This is a genomic window from Colwellia piezophila ATCC BAA-637 (assembly GCF_000378625.1).
Lineage (GTDB): Bacteria > Pseudomonadota > Gammaproteobacteria > Enterobacterales > Alteromonadaceae > Colwellia > Colwellia piezophila.
On sequence record NZ_KB905165.1, the window covers coordinates 25,601 to 42,645 of the forward strand.

Annotated in this window: 22 protein-coding genes; 5 read left to right on the forward strand and 17 right to left on the reverse strand. The window is 38.3% G+C overall.

Annotation, left to right across the window (positions count from 1 at the left end; genetic code table 11):
* Window positions 1-62: 62 nt before the first annotated feature.
* The 5 genes from F580_RS0110475 to F580_RS0110495 form a co-directional block, all read right to left on the reverse strand.
* Window positions 63-1,991, reverse strand: coding sequence for a hypothetical protein (locus tag F580_RS0110475; protein ID WP_019027681.1), 1,929 nt, complete (start codon window positions 1,989-1,991; stop codon window positions 63-65).
* A gap of 42 nt (window positions 1,992-2,033) precedes the next feature.
* Window positions 2,034-2,429, reverse strand: coding sequence for a DUF2069 domain-containing protein (locus F580_RS0110480; RefSeq protein ID WP_019027682.1), 396 nt, complete (start codon window positions 2,427-2,429; stop codon window positions 2,034-2,036).
* Window positions 2,430-2,470: 41 nt separating this feature from the next.
* Window positions 2,471-2,821: an arsenate reductase (glutaredoxin) gene (gene arsC / locus F580_RS0110485; protein ID WP_019027683.1), complete on the reverse strand. Its 351-nt coding sequence runs from the start codon at window positions 2,819-2,821 to the stop codon at window positions 2,471-2,473.
* Window positions 2,822-2,922: 101 nt separating this feature from the next.
* Complete coding sequence (gene bepA, locus F580_RS0110490) at window positions 2,923-4,389, reverse strand: beta-barrel assembly-enhancing protease (RefSeq protein WP_245560613.1); 1,467 nt, start codon at window positions 4,387-4,389, stop codon at window positions 2,923-2,925.
* Window positions 4,390-4,449: 60 nt separating this feature from the next.
* Window positions 4,450-5,058, reverse strand: a complete 609-nt coding sequence (locus F580_RS0110495; RefSeq protein ID WP_019027685.1) for a hypothetical protein — start codon at window positions 5,056-5,058, stop codon at window positions 4,450-4,452.
* Between the two features lie 134 nt (window positions 5,059-5,192).
* Here F580_RS0110495 and F580_RS0110500 point away from each other — a divergent pair, with 134 nt between their 5' ends.
* The 3 genes from F580_RS0110500 to F580_RS0110510 are packed head-to-tail and all read left to right on the forward strand — an operon-like array spanning window position 5,193 to window position 7,030.
* Window positions 5,193-5,411 (forward strand): sulfurtransferase TusA family protein, encoded by a 219-nt coding sequence (locus F580_RS0110500; RefSeq protein ID WP_019027686.1) that lies wholly within the window; start codon window positions 5,193-5,195, stop codon window positions 5,409-5,411.
* A gap of 40 nt (window positions 5,412-5,451) precedes the next feature.
* On the forward strand, window positions 5,452-6,525 hold the full coding sequence (locus F580_RS0110505) for an AI-2E family transporter (RefSeq protein ID WP_019027687.1): 1,074 nt from the start codon (window positions 5,452-5,454) through the stop codon (window positions 6,523-6,525).
* 40 nt (window positions 6,526-6,565) lie between these two features.
* Window positions 6,566-7,030 carry a methylglyoxal synthase gene (locus F580_RS0110510; protein WP_019027688.1) on the forward strand — a complete coding sequence of 155 codons (465 nt, stop codon included), beginning with the start codon at window positions 6,566-6,568 and terminating at the stop codon, window positions 7,028-7,030.
* A 101-nt stretch (window positions 7,031-7,131) separates the two neighbouring features.
* Here F580_RS0110510 and bcp read toward each other — a convergent pair whose 3' ends face one another.
* Window positions 7,132-7,605, reverse strand: coding sequence for a thioredoxin-dependent thiol peroxidase (bcp, locus tag F580_RS0110515; RefSeq protein ID WP_019027689.1), 474 nt, complete (start codon window positions 7,603-7,605; stop codon window positions 7,132-7,134).
* 65 nt (window positions 7,606-7,670) lie between these two features.
* Window positions 7,671-8,198, reverse strand: a complete 528-nt coding sequence (locus F580_RS0110520; RefSeq protein WP_019027690.1) for a glycine cleavage system transcriptional repressor — start codon at window positions 8,196-8,198, stop codon at window positions 7,671-7,673.
* A gap of 483 nt (window positions 8,199-8,681) precedes the next feature.
* Here F580_RS0110520 and bamC point away from each other — a divergent pair, with 483 nt between their 5' ends.
* Window positions 8,682-9,851 carry an outer membrane protein assembly factor BamC gene (gene bamC / locus F580_RS0110525; RefSeq protein WP_019027691.1) on the forward strand — a complete coding sequence of 390 codons (1,170 nt, stop codon included), beginning with the start codon at window positions 8,682-8,684 and terminating at the stop codon, window positions 9,849-9,851.
* 326 nt (window positions 9,852-10,177) lie between these two features.
* Here the strand turns inward: bamC and F580_RS0110530 are convergent, their stop codons facing one another.
* The 4 genes from F580_RS0110530 to F580_RS0110545 all read right to left on the reverse strand — a co-directional run bounded on the left by F580_RS0110530 (window position 10,178) and on the right by F580_RS0110545 (window position 12,902).
* On the reverse strand, window positions 10,178-10,366 hold the full coding sequence (locus F580_RS0110530; RefSeq protein ID WP_019027692.1) for a hypothetical protein: 189 nt from the start codon (window positions 10,364-10,366) through the stop codon (window positions 10,178-10,180).
* 115 nt (window positions 10,367-10,481) lie between these two features.
* Window positions 10,482-11,192 (reverse strand): M15 family metallopeptidase, encoded by a 711-nt coding sequence (locus F580_RS0110535; RefSeq protein WP_019027693.1) that lies wholly within the window; start codon window positions 11,190-11,192, stop codon window positions 10,482-10,484.
* 70 nt (window positions 11,193-11,262) lie between these two features.
* Entirely contained in the window at window positions 11,263-12,486 is a 1,224-nt protein-coding gene (gene dapE, locus F580_RS0110540) for a succinyl-diaminopimelate desuccinylase (protein ID WP_019027694.1), read from the reverse strand.
* 65 nt (window positions 12,487-12,551) lie between these two features.
* On the reverse strand, window positions 12,552-12,902 hold the full coding sequence (locus F580_RS0110545) for an arsenate reductase (protein ID WP_019027695.1): 351 nt from the start codon (window positions 12,900-12,902) through the stop codon (window positions 12,552-12,554).
* Between the two features lie 499 nt (window positions 12,903-13,401).
* On the opposite strand from F580_RS0110545, the gene F580_RS0110550 reads away from it, so the two are divergent.
* Window positions 13,402-14,361 (forward strand): sel1 repeat family protein, encoded by a 960-nt coding sequence (locus tag F580_RS0110550; RefSeq protein WP_019027696.1) that lies wholly within the window; start codon window positions 13,402-13,404, stop codon window positions 14,359-14,361.
* Window positions 14,362-14,387: 26 nt separating this feature from the next.
* Here F580_RS0110550 and F580_RS0110555 read toward each other — a convergent pair whose 3' ends face one another.
* From F580_RS0110555 to F580_RS0110575, 6 genes are all read right to left on the reverse strand, one after another.
* Window positions 14,388-14,666, reverse strand: a complete 279-nt coding sequence (locus F580_RS0110555; RefSeq protein WP_019027697.1) for a hypothetical protein — start codon at window positions 14,664-14,666, stop codon at window positions 14,388-14,390.
* A gap of 76 nt (window positions 14,667-14,742) precedes the next feature.
* The gene (locus F580_RS0110560) at window positions 14,743-15,231 is read right to left on the reverse strand and encodes a DUF2569 family protein (protein ID WP_019027698.1); all 489 of its coding nucleotides are present in this window, start codon (window positions 15,229-15,231) and stop codon (window positions 14,743-14,745) included.
* Between the two features lie 82 nt (window positions 15,232-15,313).
* The gene (locus F580_RS26860) at window positions 15,314-15,526 is read right to left on the reverse strand and encodes a GDCCVxC domain-containing (seleno)protein (protein ID WP_083926971.1); all 213 of its coding nucleotides are present in this window, start codon (window positions 15,524-15,526) and stop codon (window positions 15,314-15,316) included.
* Window positions 15,527-15,676: 150 nt separating this feature from the next.
* A complete protein-coding gene (locus tag F580_RS0110565) occupies window positions 15,677-15,934 on the reverse strand; it encodes a hypothetical protein (protein WP_019027699.1) in 258 nt (85 codons plus the stop codon).
* A gap of 112 nt (window positions 15,935-16,046) precedes the next feature.
* Window positions 16,047-16,427: a hypothetical protein gene (locus tag F580_RS0110570; RefSeq protein ID WP_019027700.1), complete on the reverse strand. Its 381-nt coding sequence runs from the start codon at window positions 16,425-16,427 to the stop codon at window positions 16,047-16,049.
* 134 nt (window positions 16,428-16,561) lie between these two features.
* Window positions 16,562-16,942, reverse strand: a complete 381-nt coding sequence (locus tag F580_RS0110575; protein ID WP_019027701.1) for an ACT domain-containing protein — start codon at window positions 16,940-16,942, stop codon at window positions 16,562-16,564.
* Window positions 16,943-17,045: the final 103 nt, after the last annotated feature.

Below are 17,045 nucleotides of genomic sequence, written 5' to 3' on the forward strand. Positions count from 1 at the left end.
AAAAAAAGCACGATTCAATGAATCGTGCTTTTTTGCGTTCAATTTACCTAATAGGGTATTGTTTAATGTTTAGGTAATGGTTTTTCATAATAGCGATTAAAGTAAATTTCGTGTTGTTTCTCAAGGGAAGGGGAGCCAGAGCGGGTGAAACCACTAGGAATGGCATAACCTTTAAGTTGTTCTAATGCGTTAGTTGGGCTGATGGTTAAGTTCTCTATCCAGTTATCTCCCTCTACCATTGCTATCGGCGTAGGTACTTCAGCCATAGCTGCTTGAGAGTCAAATTCAGGTAATACTCGACTGGCACTAAAGAGTACTCTCTGCTCTAATTTATCATCGCCAATTCTGCCACGTTGTCCCCAAGTGACTATGTAATCACTAGCGTAGACATTTTCACCACTAGGTTGATTGGTAATGGCAACATCTCGAATAATACCAAAGCGGTTTTGCATCATCAACTCTTCAAACAACATGGCGTAATCTTCACGTAAACTTGAATAAGCGTAGAAGTCGCTAGCTCTATCTGGGCTAAAGAAGCCTTCGATGTCGCTAGGTAAATAATTCTTCTGTGTTTGATTAGCGGTTTCACCGGCAAAACTTACTTGTCCTAGGTCACGCATTTCCTGACTCGCTAAAGGTAAACTAATAGCAAGTTGGTCTGATTCAAAGTCAGAGCTCAATGCTGCATCGAGTACACGTTGATTACTGCTGTGTACATACCATTCATTACTTGGGAAAAAGTCATTAGCATGGGCAAGCTCATGATACATTAATGATGTTAAGCGATATAAAGCATCTGCTGCTGTGCGGGTCACACGTTCGGTTCTACTAAAGCTTTGGCTCGCATAGTCATTGTCTTTGACGTAACGCCAAGGCATGACAAATTGCAAGTCATTACCAAAGTCGGCCCTAAAATCGGGCGCCTCATTAATGGTATCTCGTTCTTGTGGTGTTAGCCAAAAGTTTTCAGCATCTAGGTAAATCGCGCCTGTAGCTGCCCAGTAAAAAGAAGGGCGGACATCATAAGATATAACAATGGCGGTGGTAGCTCTTAGCAAGTTCTTAATATCATTATTCGCATCATTATGCGTTAAGAAGTCTTTAAATCTATCGCCCATCCATTGATGTGAGACTACCACTCTGTCCATAATGGTTGCCACAGAAGGTGAAGCAGAGCTGCTTTTTACTTCTTCAGCGAGTAATGGTGTTTGAGTTAACGTACATGAACTGGTTAGACTATTCGAATAAACACAATTCACTAAATTTTCGGCATAAGCACTGTTGGGATTATAAGGGAATACTTTGGCAGTTCGATCGCTAAAGTAAGCATTATCGCTAATGGGGGCTACTGGCTCTACCAACACGGCCACTTGATCGTTAAAGCTAGTATTATTACTATCTGTAGCGGAAACGTTAAAACTAATAATAGTATCAACTGTCACTTGCGGTGCATTAAAAAATATGGCTAATTCACCATTGCTGTTATCGGTGGTTAGGCTAACATTTGGGCCTTCAATTTGTTGCCAACGTAAAGTACTAACCTCTACAGAGGATTGAAGGGTACTGCGAAACGAAACCTTGTTGTCTGCTAACACCGCATGAGAAAAACGTGCGGTAACTTTATGCTGCGTTTCGTTAACCGTTATGTTTTTTGTTAACGTCTGGCTAGCGCCATTATTGAGGATGAAACTGACGTTGAAACTATAATCACCGGCAACGGTTGGCGTAAAAGAAATGACCTTGCTGTTTTTAGCTAAGAGGGTAACTGCTTCGCCGCCGGTCTGTTGCCAACTAATATCACTGACAGTGTCATTAGGATAGTGAAGAAGAAGATCTATGCTTTGATTGACACTTTGCGTTTCATCAAGTTGAATGATGCTTTCAAGTGGGTAATTTGTTACCGGTTGACTCGAGTTACTGTCACAAGCCGATAAAAACACGGCTAATGACATCGATAACAACAGCTTACTACTAACTACATTCAAGCGCATTCACTTCTTCCTTCTTAATTTAAAAGGACAAAACCTTGGCAGCTATTTATTATCTTTCTTTTTTCTTATGCTTAGCCCAAGCTCTTGACCACGGAATTTAGCGTAATAGCTAGCACCAAAAAACATAGTGCTAGCAAAAACTAACTCTAATATTGCCCATATTCTGTCCGCTGGCAAGACCCAAAGGGTAGTTAAGCTGTGTAAAAAGTAGATTAAGACAATAAAGTTAGACCAAGCATAAGTGAAAGGGTTCCCTTGTAACATACCTTTTAAAGGGAACAATAGCGGTAAAACAAACATAAATAAGGATGTTGGAATGCTTAAACTCTCACTTGGGCTGAGTACGATTAGCCATAACGGCATAAAGAAAAGTAAAGAAAAGTAGCCAGTTAAGGCTATTTTTTTATAATTGCTTGTTGAAAGACGTTGTTTATTCATTGGGCTGCTTATTTAGATGAAGGTAATATTTTAATTTAGCGTTAAAAAAACGCTAAAACATTTTCTGGAGGACGACCAATAATGGCTTTACTGCCATTGGTGACAATAGGGCGCTCAATTAGCTTGGCCGTATTCGACATCGCATGAATAAGCGTCTCTTCGCTAGCACCCTTTAAGTTTTGTTCGGTAAACTCGGCTTCTTTTGGGCGCATCATCTCAAGAGCAGTACAATTAAGTTGTATTAGTAATGACTTTATTTGTTCAACGGTCAGCGGCGCTTTTAAATACTCAACGATAGTGAATTCTTGTTGTGATTTTTGCGCTTGCTCTTCAAGTAATGCCAGTGTTTGACGACTTTTAGAACATCTTGGATTATGGTAAATAGTAAACATGGATTTCCTTTGATAATTAACCCACCAAAAATATAAGCAGGCTTAGCTATTATAAGCTCACTGCACACTTTAGCTAGGTTAAAGGCACAGTGAAGTTCAATTTATAAACGTTTTAGGCGATTTTCTTGCTCTTGAAATTGCAGGATACGGGCTTTTATTCTTTTTTGCATTAATGGCTTCTCTTCAAGGAAGGTATAGCTGGTTTGTAACTCATCTACCGCTTTTGAATAACCGCCTAATAAGGCATAAACCTCAGCTCTATTCATATGCATTAAGCCTACCTCTCCTTCTGCACGGTATAGGGACGTTAAAATATCATAGGCAATAAAGTTACCTGGGTTGACTAATAAGAAGTCTTGTAATATTTGAGCGCCAAGATCGTAATCTTTAACCGACATCAGTGCGTTGGCGTAGTTTAAGCTGACTATTTGATTATTAGGCATAAACATATTTAATCGTTCTAGCATTTTTAATGCCGCAGGCGCTTGCTTATTGGCTAAATAAACATCCGTTAAGGCATCGACATAAAATAAATTATTTTTATCTGTTTGTCTTAATTCTTCGAGCAACAGCTGTGCTTGATCTATTTGCTTGTTTTCAAAATAAGATAAAGCCAAACCATATTGTGCAGCTGCTTTTAACGCATAACGTTTCTTGGTCAATTGTTGATTAAAATAAATGATGTTTGATACAGCATCACTTTGGTATCTAGCCTTTAATCTAGCTTTAGTCAGCTCAAAATCCAAACTAGGCGGCATAGGCCTTGCCGGGTAGTTTAATGCCCGTTGTCGAGCATCAGTGATCCGAGATTGAGGCATGGGATGGGTTAGCAACATGGCTGGCGGCTTACTTGCATAGCGATATTTTATCGACATTTTATTAAAGAAACTTGCCGCGCCTTGGGGATCAAAACCACTGTTGGCTAATAAAGCGATACCAACTCTATCGGCTTCTTTTTCATTGCCGCGTGTATAGTTAATACTTGCCTGTTGTGATACTGCCATACTGGCAGTTAGTGCAGCCATACCAACGGCTGGGTTTATTAAGGTGATCAATACGCTCGAAAGCATTGCTGCCATGGTTAGACTTTGGGTTTGGCCTTGGGACTCTAGTCGACGCGCCAAATGCCTTTGGGTAACGTGAGATATCTCATGGGCAATAACTGATGCCAACTCACTCTCGGTATCTGCTGTGGTAATCAAGCCACTATGAATACCTACATGACCACCGAAAAAAGCAAAAGCGTTTAATTCATTATTATTAACCAAGAAAAACTCAAAGGCATAATTAACCCCTTGGGCATTTTTTACTAAAGTGTTGCCTAAGTCATTGATGTACTCAATTAATACGGGATCTTGAATAATTGGTTGGGAGGCGCGTATTTGACGCATCATTGCTTGACCAATTTTCAACTCTTTATCTAGCGATAAAACGCTGTAGCCTGAGATACCAATGTCAGGTAATTCATTTTTATTGTTCTGATTAATAGCACTAGCATTAAAGCTAGTTGCCACAGCAACACCTAATGTTAGTAATAAGGCATTTAGCATGGGTTTTAGGTTAAACAATATTACATCCTATCTTCAATATCGAAATATTCATGAGTGATTAAAAGCTAAATACATTCATTAACTTTCTTGGGTAAGGATATTACCATTCTTTTTAGCTATTTCTTGGTAAAACTCGGCAATACTATAGCCTTTGACCATGACAATTTGAAAAGATTCGCCTAATGTTGATATTAATGCTTCAACTTTGTAATGTGCGTATTTTAATAAGGCGATATCAGCCTCATCACCGTTTTGAAAACAGTAAACGCCAAAGGCCACTAAACTATTGACCCGAAAAAGCATCTGCATCCGCTCAGGGTACCAAACATCAAAAGGGCAGTTGGGCTTTTTTATCATGCTTTGCGTGATGCTCTCTCCATCGACCACAGGATAACAATGTAATTCATAGCCCATATCATTAAACTCATGACGTAAACTTATCTGCGGTTTGCGTTCAACTTGCACGCTACCATCAATCGCTTTAGTTGCGCCTAAAAAGGCCAAATTCCATACTTTAGGGTTTAAAATCTGTTTATAAGCACTATCAAATCCATGGGTAAGTATACCATCTAAATCACCAATTGATGATGACAGCATACGATACAAAGCAGGGACCTCACCCCAATTTATATGCTTCTTATAAGCATTAATTTCTTTTAAGTTAGCTTTTGGGCTTAATGAATGCATTTAGATACTATTCCTGATAATAAGCTGTTTTTCATAAGACTTACCCTTATAGGTAGGCTATGATGACTTGAATTAGCACAGTGGATTAATTGTCGCAAATTAGTGAATTAAACTAAAGCGCTGTTTTAAAATATATGGTTTATAAATATGACGGTATAGGCGAAAAATGTCCTGTGCCTTTAATACAATTACGTTTACGATTAAAAAAAATGCAACAAGGCGATACATGCATTATCACCATTAATGATACTGGCTCCATTAATGATATCCCTAAGCTATTGACTAAACAGGGGTATCATTATCAAAAGACACACATCGAGAAAGGCATTGTTGAAATTTGTGTTAGCGCATAAATAAATGCTCAATGAAGTAAGAAATAAGAAATAGGTAGTTATGTTTAAGTTATTTAGTGATTGGTATACGCGTAAGTTTTCAGACCCACATGCAGTCACCTTAGTCGTGCTTTTAATATGTATCGCACTATTTATTGCTTTATTTAGCAGTCTGTTGATGCCCGTTTTTGTGGCTATAGCGTTGGCTTTTTTACTCGACCTTCCGGTGAATAAGCTGATGAAAAGCTCTATGTCACGCTCTAATGCAACGATTGTAGTCATTGTTACCTTTCTGAGTTTTTCGCTTTTGGCTGTCTTAGGACTTATGCCCATTATTTGGAAACAAAGCAGTAACTTACTGCAAGAAGTTCCCAATATGATAACGCAAGGGCAAGGCTTCTTATTAACCTTGCCAGAAAAATATCCCGACCTGGTAGATGCGGCTCAAGTAGAGAGCTTTATCGTCATGGTTAATGACAATTTACTTGAGTGGGGGCAGGTGGCACTTAAAGCCTCATTAAGCTCAATTTCTGATATTGTCGCCTTAATGGTTTATTTGATTCTTGTACCGTTGATGATGTTTTTCTTTTTGAAAGATAAGAATGAATTAATGACAAGTATTGCTTATTTCTTACCTAAAGAGCGCCGAATGGCAATTAAAGTAAGTAAAGAAATGAACCAACAAATTTTAAATTATATCCGCGGTAAAGTTATTGAAATTATAATTGTTGGTACGGCGACCACTATTGCCTTTATGTTTCTTGATCTGCAATATGCTTTATTACTGGGGTTTCTGGTCGGCTTATCTGTTTTAGTTCCTTATGTCGGTGCAACCGTGGTTACTTTTCCCGTTATGCTAGTGGCGTTGTTCCAGTTTGGCCTTAGCAGTGAGTTTGGTTACGTTATGTTAGCTTATGGCATAATTCAAGCAATTGATGGCAATGTTATAGTGCCTTTACTCTTCTCTGAAGCGGTTGACCTACATCCCGTGGTTATTATTATTGCCGTGATATTCTTTGGTGGTTTATGGGGGTTTTGGGGCATATTTTTCGCCATTCCCTTAGCAACATTAGTTAAAGCCGTTATCAATGCCTGGTCATCAAGCCCTGAAGCCGATACTGAGGCTGAAGCTTAAGAGTTTTAACTAAGTAACACACCTAACTATAGGGCATAAAATGCAGTTAGCTTACACCCAAAGAGTCATGCCGGCGCACAAACGTATGGCACTGGTAGCCCATGATAATAAAAAAGCTGATTTGCTTAACTGGGCTAAAAATCGCCGTGAGGATTTATCTTTTCATCAGTTATTTGCTACCGGCACAACCGGCACTTTATTAAGCTCAACGCTTGGACTCTCGGTGAAGTGCTTACTTTCTGGTCCTATGGGCGGCGATCAACAACTCGGCGCGTTAATCGCAGAGGGGAAAATTGATGTAATGATTTTCTTTTGGGATCCGTTAGATGCTGTACCTCATGATCCCGATGTTAAAGCCCTATTAAGGTTAGCTGCCGTATGGAATATCCCGATCGCTACCAATAAATCTACCGCTAATTTTTTAATGGATTCTGAGCTGATGACGCAAGAGAGTGCCATTGAAATTCCAGACTACGCGGATTACCTAGCATCACGCACAAAGTAACGCCATTCAATCAAGTGTAAACCGCAAGAACAACAAAAAAGCCCTAAGCTAATTTCACTTAGCTTAGGGCTTTTAGTTTTCAATGAATGTGTTGGAAACTATTATTTCAATTCATTCAAAACCGCTAAAACAACATCATGGTGCTCTTTGGTTTTAAACTTATTAAAAACATGAGTAATGGTGCCATCAAGGCCAATTAAAAAGCTTAAACGGTGAATACCATCGTACTCTCTGCCCATAAACTTCTTCAAACCCCAAACACCAAACTCATCCGCCACTTGATGATCAACATCAGATAAAAGTGAGAAGTTTAATTCATCACGTTGGCAGAATTTAGTTAAACGTTTAACTTCATCAGGACTGATACCAAAAACCACTGTATTTAATGCATTCAATTCCGCTTTAATATCACGTAAGCCTTGTGCCTGAACGGTACAGCCAGGTGTCATCGCTTTTGGATAAAAGTAAACTAGTACCTGTTTTTTACCAATATAATCAGCCAAAGATACCGATTCATCATTTTCGTTGGCTAGTGTGAAAAGTGGTGCTTTATCACCAACATTTAAAGTATTCATTATAAGCTCACTGTTAATTACGGGTGAAAGTTATGGGGCCAATATTTTTTAAACAATTTAAACCATTACAATAAATTGTTGGTCGCTTTTTTGATAAAGCCTTGAACATCGGTTTGTTGGCAGAGCTCAAGGAAATCACGTTCTAGTTCATCAATGCTAATCTTTTCCGTTAAAGCAAACAATATGCTAGCGCTCATATTATTGGTTTTGGGATCTATTTCAGACTTTAACGAAGAGATATCAATTTTTCGGGTGGCAAAAAAAGCGGTCATGACCTTTAATATACCTGGTTGGTCAATGCCTGAATATTGCACTTGATAGTGTTTGACCAAATCAAAGGTTCTGTGCCCTGTAGTGCGCTTCATCATAGTGACTAAATCTAAAGTGTGGGCAACTTTAGGGATCCGGGCTTCAATTCTATTAATCGCTCTAGCATCACCATTAAGTAACATAATAAAAGTAAATTCTGAGCCAAAAAGAGCCATGCGGCTGTCTAATATATTACATTCGCATTCACTTGCTAATTTAGTTAATTCACTAACACAACCGGTTCGGTCTGCTCCCATTGCTGTTAGTACTAAATAGTGTGACATTAATTACGCCTGAGTTGACAAGAAAGGCGCATTGTAACTGATCGCGATTAAAGTTGGAATCATCTTACATTTTTGTGGTCATATAACTTGTGTTTGCAAAATCAGCACAGTACCATGGGGCGCAATAATATACCAAACGGATTAATGTATTGATTAGCTTAGAGCTACATCAGCGAGCTTAAAACAAGCGAAATGAGTTAAACATAATTATTCTATATTTCATTTATTTCGTGATGTTATCAGTTTGCTGACGAGCTCCCAATGGGCGAGTACCTAATAAAAGGTAAAGGTTGACATGCGGCGTTATTGGTTTCGACAATAGAATAACTATTATCTTCAACCAATGCCTTGCCTCTAAGCCTTTTAATTCTCGCTAAGTGATGAATAAATTAGTCCGATTGGTATTAACCTGTCTTATATCGAATATTTTTTAGTGAGCTTAGTAGGTTTTTAATATCAATAACCTAAGCCACAGGAGTTTTAATGAGTTGTAGAGTATTTTATTTATCATTGTTAGCCATATCGCTGACCGCCTGTAGTTCTGGTAATAATAAACAAGCCCAAGGTAGTTTTGATTATCAGGACACACCTGAATCCAATAATCTCGTGATTCCTGCTAATTTGGATAAACCCAAGCAAGCCAAAAAGTTTTTTGTCACGAATGAAATCAATCATGAAGGCCCTATTGGTAAAGATATGGATATTAGAGCGCCTTCTTTGGTCATGCCGGTAGCTGCTTCTTCACGCGTGGTTGATGAATCAGGTATTGCGATTATCTGGTTCGATAAAGTTTTAGAAGATAAAGATTTATTGGCGTTTATCGAAAAGGTTGTTATCGATGAGCTTGTTGAAGATAACGTCGGTTATCACTACATAGAAGAAGATACTGAAGTTACCTTAGGTAAGGTGATTGAAGGCGCAACAAGCTTAAAAGAAACAAGTATTAAGCGTGAAGGTATTAAAACCGCCATTATTGAATCTGAGTGGTATCACAGCGAAGTTGATGTTGGTTGGATTTTCGAAGATATCCAATCCGCTAAAAGTTTACGTTTTCGTTACCAATTATTAGCTAAGTCACATGGCCGTAGTGTTTCTTTACGGGTTTCATTAGTCGATTTTCTGCAAACCGATGAACGTGGTGGTAGTCAAACAATGGGACCAATTGATAAGCAAAGAGCTGAAAAAGCTATGCTTAATCAATTGATTGCCGCGGTTGATTATAACTATCGTGTTCAACAACGTGCAGATCGCTTAACGCGCGCAAACGAAAAACTTGTGGTTATCGGTAAAAATGTTGAAGAAGAAGACGCTTATGTGGTTGAGATGGGCTTAGCCGATTTATGGGGCAATATGCCACTTTTCTTTGAAAAACATGGTTTTACCATTACCGATCTTAATGAAGATAAAAAGATTTATTATGTAGACTTTGTTAAACCTGAAAGTAGCGTTTGGGACATGATCTGGGGAGATGATGTACCGACTCTTGATGTCAGTGATGCTCATTACCAGTTTGTCTTATCAGCAGCTGATGAGCTTAACCAGAAAACAACGGTAACTATCTATAATGCCGCTGGTGAGCCGTTGCCAATAGAGTCGCTAGAGCGAATCTTCCCAGTGATTGAAAAAGGTTTATCATTTAGAGATGTTTTTTAGTTATTGCCTTAACGATTAAACCGACAAAATAGGCTGTCCGCTGATTTGTCGGCATAAAAAAACTCCACTAGTTGGAGTTTTTTTATGGGCTAGATTTAGTTTTCGTACTCAAGTTAAGACGGTAAACTTATACCAGTTCCATTAAGTTTGTGAATCTTGTTGTGCGAAAGAAAAATAACTCAAGGTAAGGCGCTCGATTGACCAATAGCTGGCTATTGGGATTGAGAGCAACGCAGGCTTGGATTATTTTAACCAGTACAAGTGGGCAATAATTTAATGGAATTGGTATTTTACCCGGAGAACTTTTCTGTAATGATAGCGATTGATTAAAGTTTGTTTTTCTCAACCGGCGCCATTTTATGCACGCTTTTATTTGTTCTTGGTAGCGTTTCTTTTAAATCATTGAGACCTTTTTTACGCATTTTTTGCTTTGAGTTTTTTTGAAAAGTGCTCAAGTTACCTAGGATGATAACAAATGTTATCACTATCATAAAAATAGCTAACCAATTATCCATTGGAATGCCTCTTGCAAGTTTGTTAAGTGTAATACCAATTTAATCAACTTGGTATAAGTCGATTAAATTAATTTTTCTCAGTTAAGTTAACCCTGATGCCACTTCGGGCGTAACATTACCTGAGTATAACATTTGATGGCGCAGCACAGACATTATTAATATAACGCTTTGCTATCTCATCTAGATTCTCAATAATAACCGCTTTACCTAATATGCTGCTATTTTGTAGTGTTTTTGCCAGTTCTTTAAGGTCAATGTTTTGCTGGTATTGCTGTGCTAACGGCAGATAAGACAAATGCCAAGGCTCTTCGGCAACTCCGCCTTGGTAGTTTTTGTAAGGGAAGTAAAAACCAAATTGATGGGCGTGTTGCACCAACCAAGCAGACAATTTTGCTAGGGGTCCTTGCTCACTGTACTCCCAAGGTTCAAGTTGAAGTTGATAGCCATCAGCTAATAAATTCGGTGCGTAAACATCTATGTCACAGCCCCAATGGTGACGGCTAGCCCCTGGCAGCGCAGAATAAAGCAATATGCTGTGAACTAACTCAAGCGGTGATAGTTTATCAATATCAACCACATTGCCAGCAATATCCTTAATGGGGGTTTTTCCGGAGAATTTATTATTCCAAAGCGTTAACTGCCGGGAAAATGAGCGAAAGCCACTGGCTATCTTTAATTCAATACCCTCTGATTGAGCTGCAGCGACGACTGCAGTAAAGGCACTTTTCATGTTGTGATGAATGGCCACTCGTTCACTTAGATAATAAAGGTGTTCTTCGGTTTTCCCCAATACCTGAGCGGCATTGGGGCAGTTGTTAGTCTGCATTTTAGAATGAACCTTATCAACAGCGATAGAATTAACTTATACCAATCTCATTAAATTATTGGAATTGGTATTAATTTTTATGAGTACATAAAACATTAACCAAACAATGATAATAAATATCTACTAGCTTTTCTAAATCTTCACAAGCAACCGATTCATTCACTTGATGAATGGTGGCATTACAAGGACCTAGTTCAATGACTTGTGCACCCGTTGGCGCGATAAAACGTCCATCTGAAGTACCACCAGCGGTTGAAAGTTGGGTTTTTTTACCGGTAACAGTGTATATGGCTTGGCTTACGGCATTGAGAAATCCGTGCTCAGAGTCTTCATGCTTGGTAATAAATGGCTTACCATTAAAAGTCCACTTAATATCATAATCAAGTTGATGCTTGTTAAGGATTGACTCAACCCGCTCAACAATAATTTGGTCATTTAATTCAGTGCTATAACGTAAATTAAATAATGCCGTGAGATGACCCGGTACAACATTGGTCGCGCCGGTACCGGCATTAATATTTGATAATTGAAAGCTAGTCGCCGGGAAATATTCATTGCCTTGATCCCATTCCACCTGACTGAGCTCAGTTAAGGCTGGCATGGCTAAATGTATCGGGTTTCTGACATGCTCAGGATAGGCAACGTGACCTTGTTTGCCCTTAATGTCGACCTCTGCAGTAATTGAACCACGGCGACCATTTTTAACAATATCGCCAACCGCATCAGTACTCGAAGGCTCACCAACAATACAGTAAGTTATTTTTTCATTGCGTGCTTCTAGGGTATCAATAACCCGCGTGGTGCCATTAATAAAGGGACCTTCTTCATCACTGGTTATTAAGTAAGTGATTGCACCTTGATGATCTGGGTGGTCTTTAACAAAACGCTCTGTCGCCACTATCATTGCCGCCAAGCTACCTTTCATGTCTGCTGCACCACGGCCATAGAGCATACCATCGATAATAGTTGGCTCAAAAGGAGGTGTGTTCCATAAATCAAGGTTACCTGCAGGCACTACATCAGTGTGGCCGGCAAAACAAAAGACTAAGTCATTACTGTTTTCAGTAGCTGTTGTTTGAGTATTACCCTGTTTGTTTAGGGTGCTATCACGGCGTGACCAAAGGTTTGTGGTATCAGCAAAGATCATCTCTTCATTAATAAAACCGAGCTTGGCTAGTCGCTCTGCCATGAGTTTTTGACAGCCAACATCTTCAGGAGTTACTGATGCTCTACTAATAAGTTCTTTTGCTAATTCAATAACCGCACTTTCATTTTTTTGTTCTGTTTGACTCACAATAACTACTCTTAGATTCGTTTAGATGACTTGCTTTAAATAACTAGGCTCAAGGTGGAGTATCATTATTTGACGTGGAAAAGTGCCTGGTAGTGATCGGCTTTAAAACCGAGATTAAGTTCACCATTTAACGGCAGAAGTGGTCTTTTAAGTAAGGTTGGTTGTTCAAGTACTGCCGCGAACATAACCTCATCGGTTAGATTGTTTTTAATCTCGTCAGGCAGGTTACGAAAAGTGGTACTGCGTTTATTTAACAGCAATGACCAATCACTTTGTTTGACGAAGTCAGTTAACAATTCAGCCGTTAACGGCTGTTTTTTAAAATCATAAAGTTGATGGTCAATACTGTTGGCTTCAAGCCATTTAGTCGCTTTTCTTACCGTGTCGCAATTTTTAATCCCGTAAAGTGTAATCATATTTGAGCAGTAGCCAATAGTTAATAATTTATGCTAAAGATGATATCAGAAACAGTGGGCTATATCCGCTTTTCTTAAGTTAGCTCAATACCAAATCGGTAGGTATGTTGTTAAAATTTAATGACTTAAATGTATCTATTAACTTTGCTTATTTTACTGATATTTATGTTGTGAGTTACTGCAGTTAGCCGAGTTGAGTCTTAATTAATAAGGCTGTGGTAATAATAAAAAATTATTTACTATAAATTCACTATGACTTGGCGGCATGGACTAACGACAGCTCTTCCGAAAATGGTCTTTAGGAAAATTAGCTTAACAAGTGAAATGATGCAGAGGAGTAACATACCTTGACTAAAAGAGCCACAATTAGGTCTGTTTGTACTGATGTAGACGGTTGAATGTACTCACCTTTTGTTCTAAAATTGTCTACAGACAAAAAACTCAATTAACGTTTTATAGCAACTTAAACACAGAACTTAGGTAAGGACACAAGTGCTTCATGACTCAAACCAGGATTAAGTTATCGCTATTATTCATCATTTTGATAGTTTTTTTAACTACAATTCTCTTAAAAATTACTGGTGTCACACCAGTAATTGATTCTTCGAATCTAGAACTTATTTCCTCAAAGACGCCAAACTTAAGCACGATAGTCAAAGCTGAAGAAATCACTGCTACTGCTATTCTAAAGACTAAGGCCAATCTAGCTAGAGCGGCCAAGAAAAATGATCAAATGGTCGTTATGCACAGACCCCAGTGGATATTCGAAAGCAAGTTAATTGTTCAGCTCGAAAGACTTAGCAGCGCGGCAGCAAACGGAGATAGTGAGGCAAGTTATATTCTAGCTATGAATCTTAGGTATTGTTACAACAGTCCCATCGATGACCTGGCACTTGAAAAGAGCTTAGCGCAAGCCTACGAATTTAGCGATAGTGAAGTCGCGGTGGCTAAGATTACACAAAAGTATGAGTATTGCTCTGGCATTGAAAAAAACCAACGCAAGCAGTTTTATCATTACTCTCAAGCCGCAGCAAACGATGGCTACGTAGCCGCACAGGAAGTTATTGGTAACATCACTCCTGAGTTCTTCATGGAATCTCAGGGTTACCAAGGACTCGAGCGAGAAGAATTTATAATAATACGTGACAATTTTATTGAGCAGAAAATAGGATTTTTGCAGCGAGCAGCACAAAATGGAAGTATCAGAGCATTAACCAGGCTTTCTCGTATGAACCGAGCACAACAATTGGGAGGAGATGGTTATGTTAAGTCCTTTGGATTTAATCAATTAATTCTCGAGCTGACTCAGAACAACGAAACATATAACAGGTATTCGCGCTATCAACAAAAGCTGCATTCGCAGTTAACGGCAAAGGAAATTGATACGGCATTCGCCATGTCTGAACAATGGTTAGAAATAATTAAAGCCAACGGTACATTATATTTAAATGAAAATTAGACCCGTTGTGGCCTTATTAGCTGAATTTAGTGAAAAGCTAAATTTGAAAAACTAAGCACAACTAATCCTAATAAACCAAGACCAATAAATTCAATAAAAACTGCTTGCCAAAATGAGGCTTTATTTTGCTCTGAAAATTTATGTTTTGGATATCTCCCCACGGTGATAAACCGCAACATTCCCCATCCAATGCTCCACGCTATTATTTTAATTGATAAATCCCAAGCTAGCCAAAGCAGGCCGCGAAATAAATAATAACATAACCGAAATAAAGGCCGACCCGCTTCTGCTACAACATCTTCCATGAATTATACTCCCGATATTCACTAATATATTGAATACATGTATTCAATATATTAGTGAATAAATGTATTCAATATATTAGTGAATAAATGTATTTTTTGATCTTGTTGATTGATATAAATATGGCGACCAAAGGCAAAGTGCAACAGCACAGCTTGCTAAAGCTGTTTGAACATCAGTTGTTAGGAACTCAATATTAGGAAACATCAGGCTAAGGATAAGGGTATCTGCCAAAAGGAAAATCATGGTACAGGCGGCGAAAATCAAATACCATTTAGGGAATATAACGTTCTTTTTGAAAAATAATTTAATTAAATACACTGATAAAATTAAAAAGCCAATATTCGCTATTATTTCAATAATAACGATGGATTTAAAACCTAAAGAAGCATTAAATAATATATCTTCCATTGTGCCATCAGCAATTATTGGCGCATAGGAAGTCCAAAAATTGTTAATCAACCGTATTGGAGAGAGCAGAATCCCCAAACCAAGTAAGAGCAACCAACCATTAAATCCCCATGGCTCTTTTTTTTCTTCTGCAGGCAGTGTATCGACAATATCCATTTGTACTCCTAGTACTTACCGCCGTATTAAGCGGACTAAAGTTTTTGCCTAAATGTTTTATAGTAAACAACTATTTTTTGAATTAAGGACAACAAGTTCCGTTTTCTTGTATCGGAGGACACTTAACGGTACCAAAAGAGCAATAAACGCAGCAATCGCCCGCTAGCGGTTTTAATAGTTCATGACACGATGTGCACTCATAAAAATATTGGCAAGCATCCGTAGGCATAACTTCTTCTTTCTTAGCTCCGCACGTTGGGCAGGTGATAATTGATTCTAGGATTATATTGTTCATCAAATGTCTCAATAGTTTGAAATTATACTATTCACAGTCGTATAACGAACACTTTAAGGGGCTTTCTATATTGTTTTTCTTAACGTATGTCGCGAAGCATGACCTAATAAACGGCTTTAATTGCTTGTTATTTGACCGCGAAGTACTAATCTAATCTGTTTTTTTCTTAGGTGCAGCAAAGTTCGCATAAATTGTTGTCACCACACCGACAACAAGCGCAAGCATAGCTAAACCAAACATGGCATTACTTTGGGATTCAAAAGCCAATAGGTATATACCTACCGTAACAAAGGACCAACCAACTAAAGCAAAAATTTTGGGGTGTGAAGTTAATTGTAGAATTCTTTTTGCTCTGGCTCTAGACTTGGGATGAGCTGAAGCTTTTCGTTTATGTTTATTTGTTGGCATCACTAACTCCTTAGGTTTTATAATGCCGCCAATAAGGGGCAAATAAATGTTGGTTAAAATGTAGATTAACGAAACACAACCAACGGTGTTTTTTTACTGCTTTCACAGTATGTTATTGCTGTTGTTTAAGCCACTCTTTTGCAGCACTTTGGTTATCAAAATTCTTATCATTTTGTAAACTTCTGGCAGGAACTCTACTTTCTAATAATGTTAAGTTGACCGGCGAATGAATAACGACTGCTTTAGCGATCAAGTTTTGACTATTTAACCATTCATTACACTCATTAAGTTTGTCAAAAGCCTCTGGTGTAGCCCCTTCTATTTCGGTGTAGTCTACTAATACTTTAAATCTGTTCTCCCCAAGACTGATAATGATGGACTCTATATCTTGGTATGCTTGAATTATGCCCTCTAGGTTAAAAGCACCAACAGATTTTATATAAATGATGTCATCATCAACAGTAATGAAGCATTCTCCATGAGGTCTACTCATAATGTCACCCGAAAGTTATAACGCTTATCATAAGCGGAAAATAATTGTGTCTACCCAGCGGCGTAATATCAAAGTGAAACCGAACAAGCATTGAGTGTCCCCGTGAATTTACTGCTTATATGCCTGATTTATCGCTATATTATAGTGTATAGATTAGCACGAAGCGCGGCAATTGCTTGATTGATGAATGCATCTTTTACAAGAATATAGTCGGTATCGAAAGTCGAGATAGCGAAAATACTTATTTTCTCATTAGCTAATACTGTCGATATATTCGATAAAATACCCGTCATCGTTAAAGCTAATGGACCTACAACTTCAAGTGCACGCCAATTTAGCTCTACTTCGTCGCTCACCAGAGCAATACTTTGCGGTAGAACAATAGATATCTCATCGAAAGTTTTAGCGATAAAGAAAATACGGGCACTAAATACTTCACCGGGGATGGTGGAGCTTTGAGATAAGCTGTGTATGGCGAAGTGTTCGTTGATAAGTCTAAGTGTTAGCTGTGTCATTTAGATCCTAACGTTAATTGCAATAGTGTAACTATAGTATTTCTTACCTGCTGTAATGTCTAATGTTTCAAAACTGAGATCGTATAAGTTTCAACGAGTACTG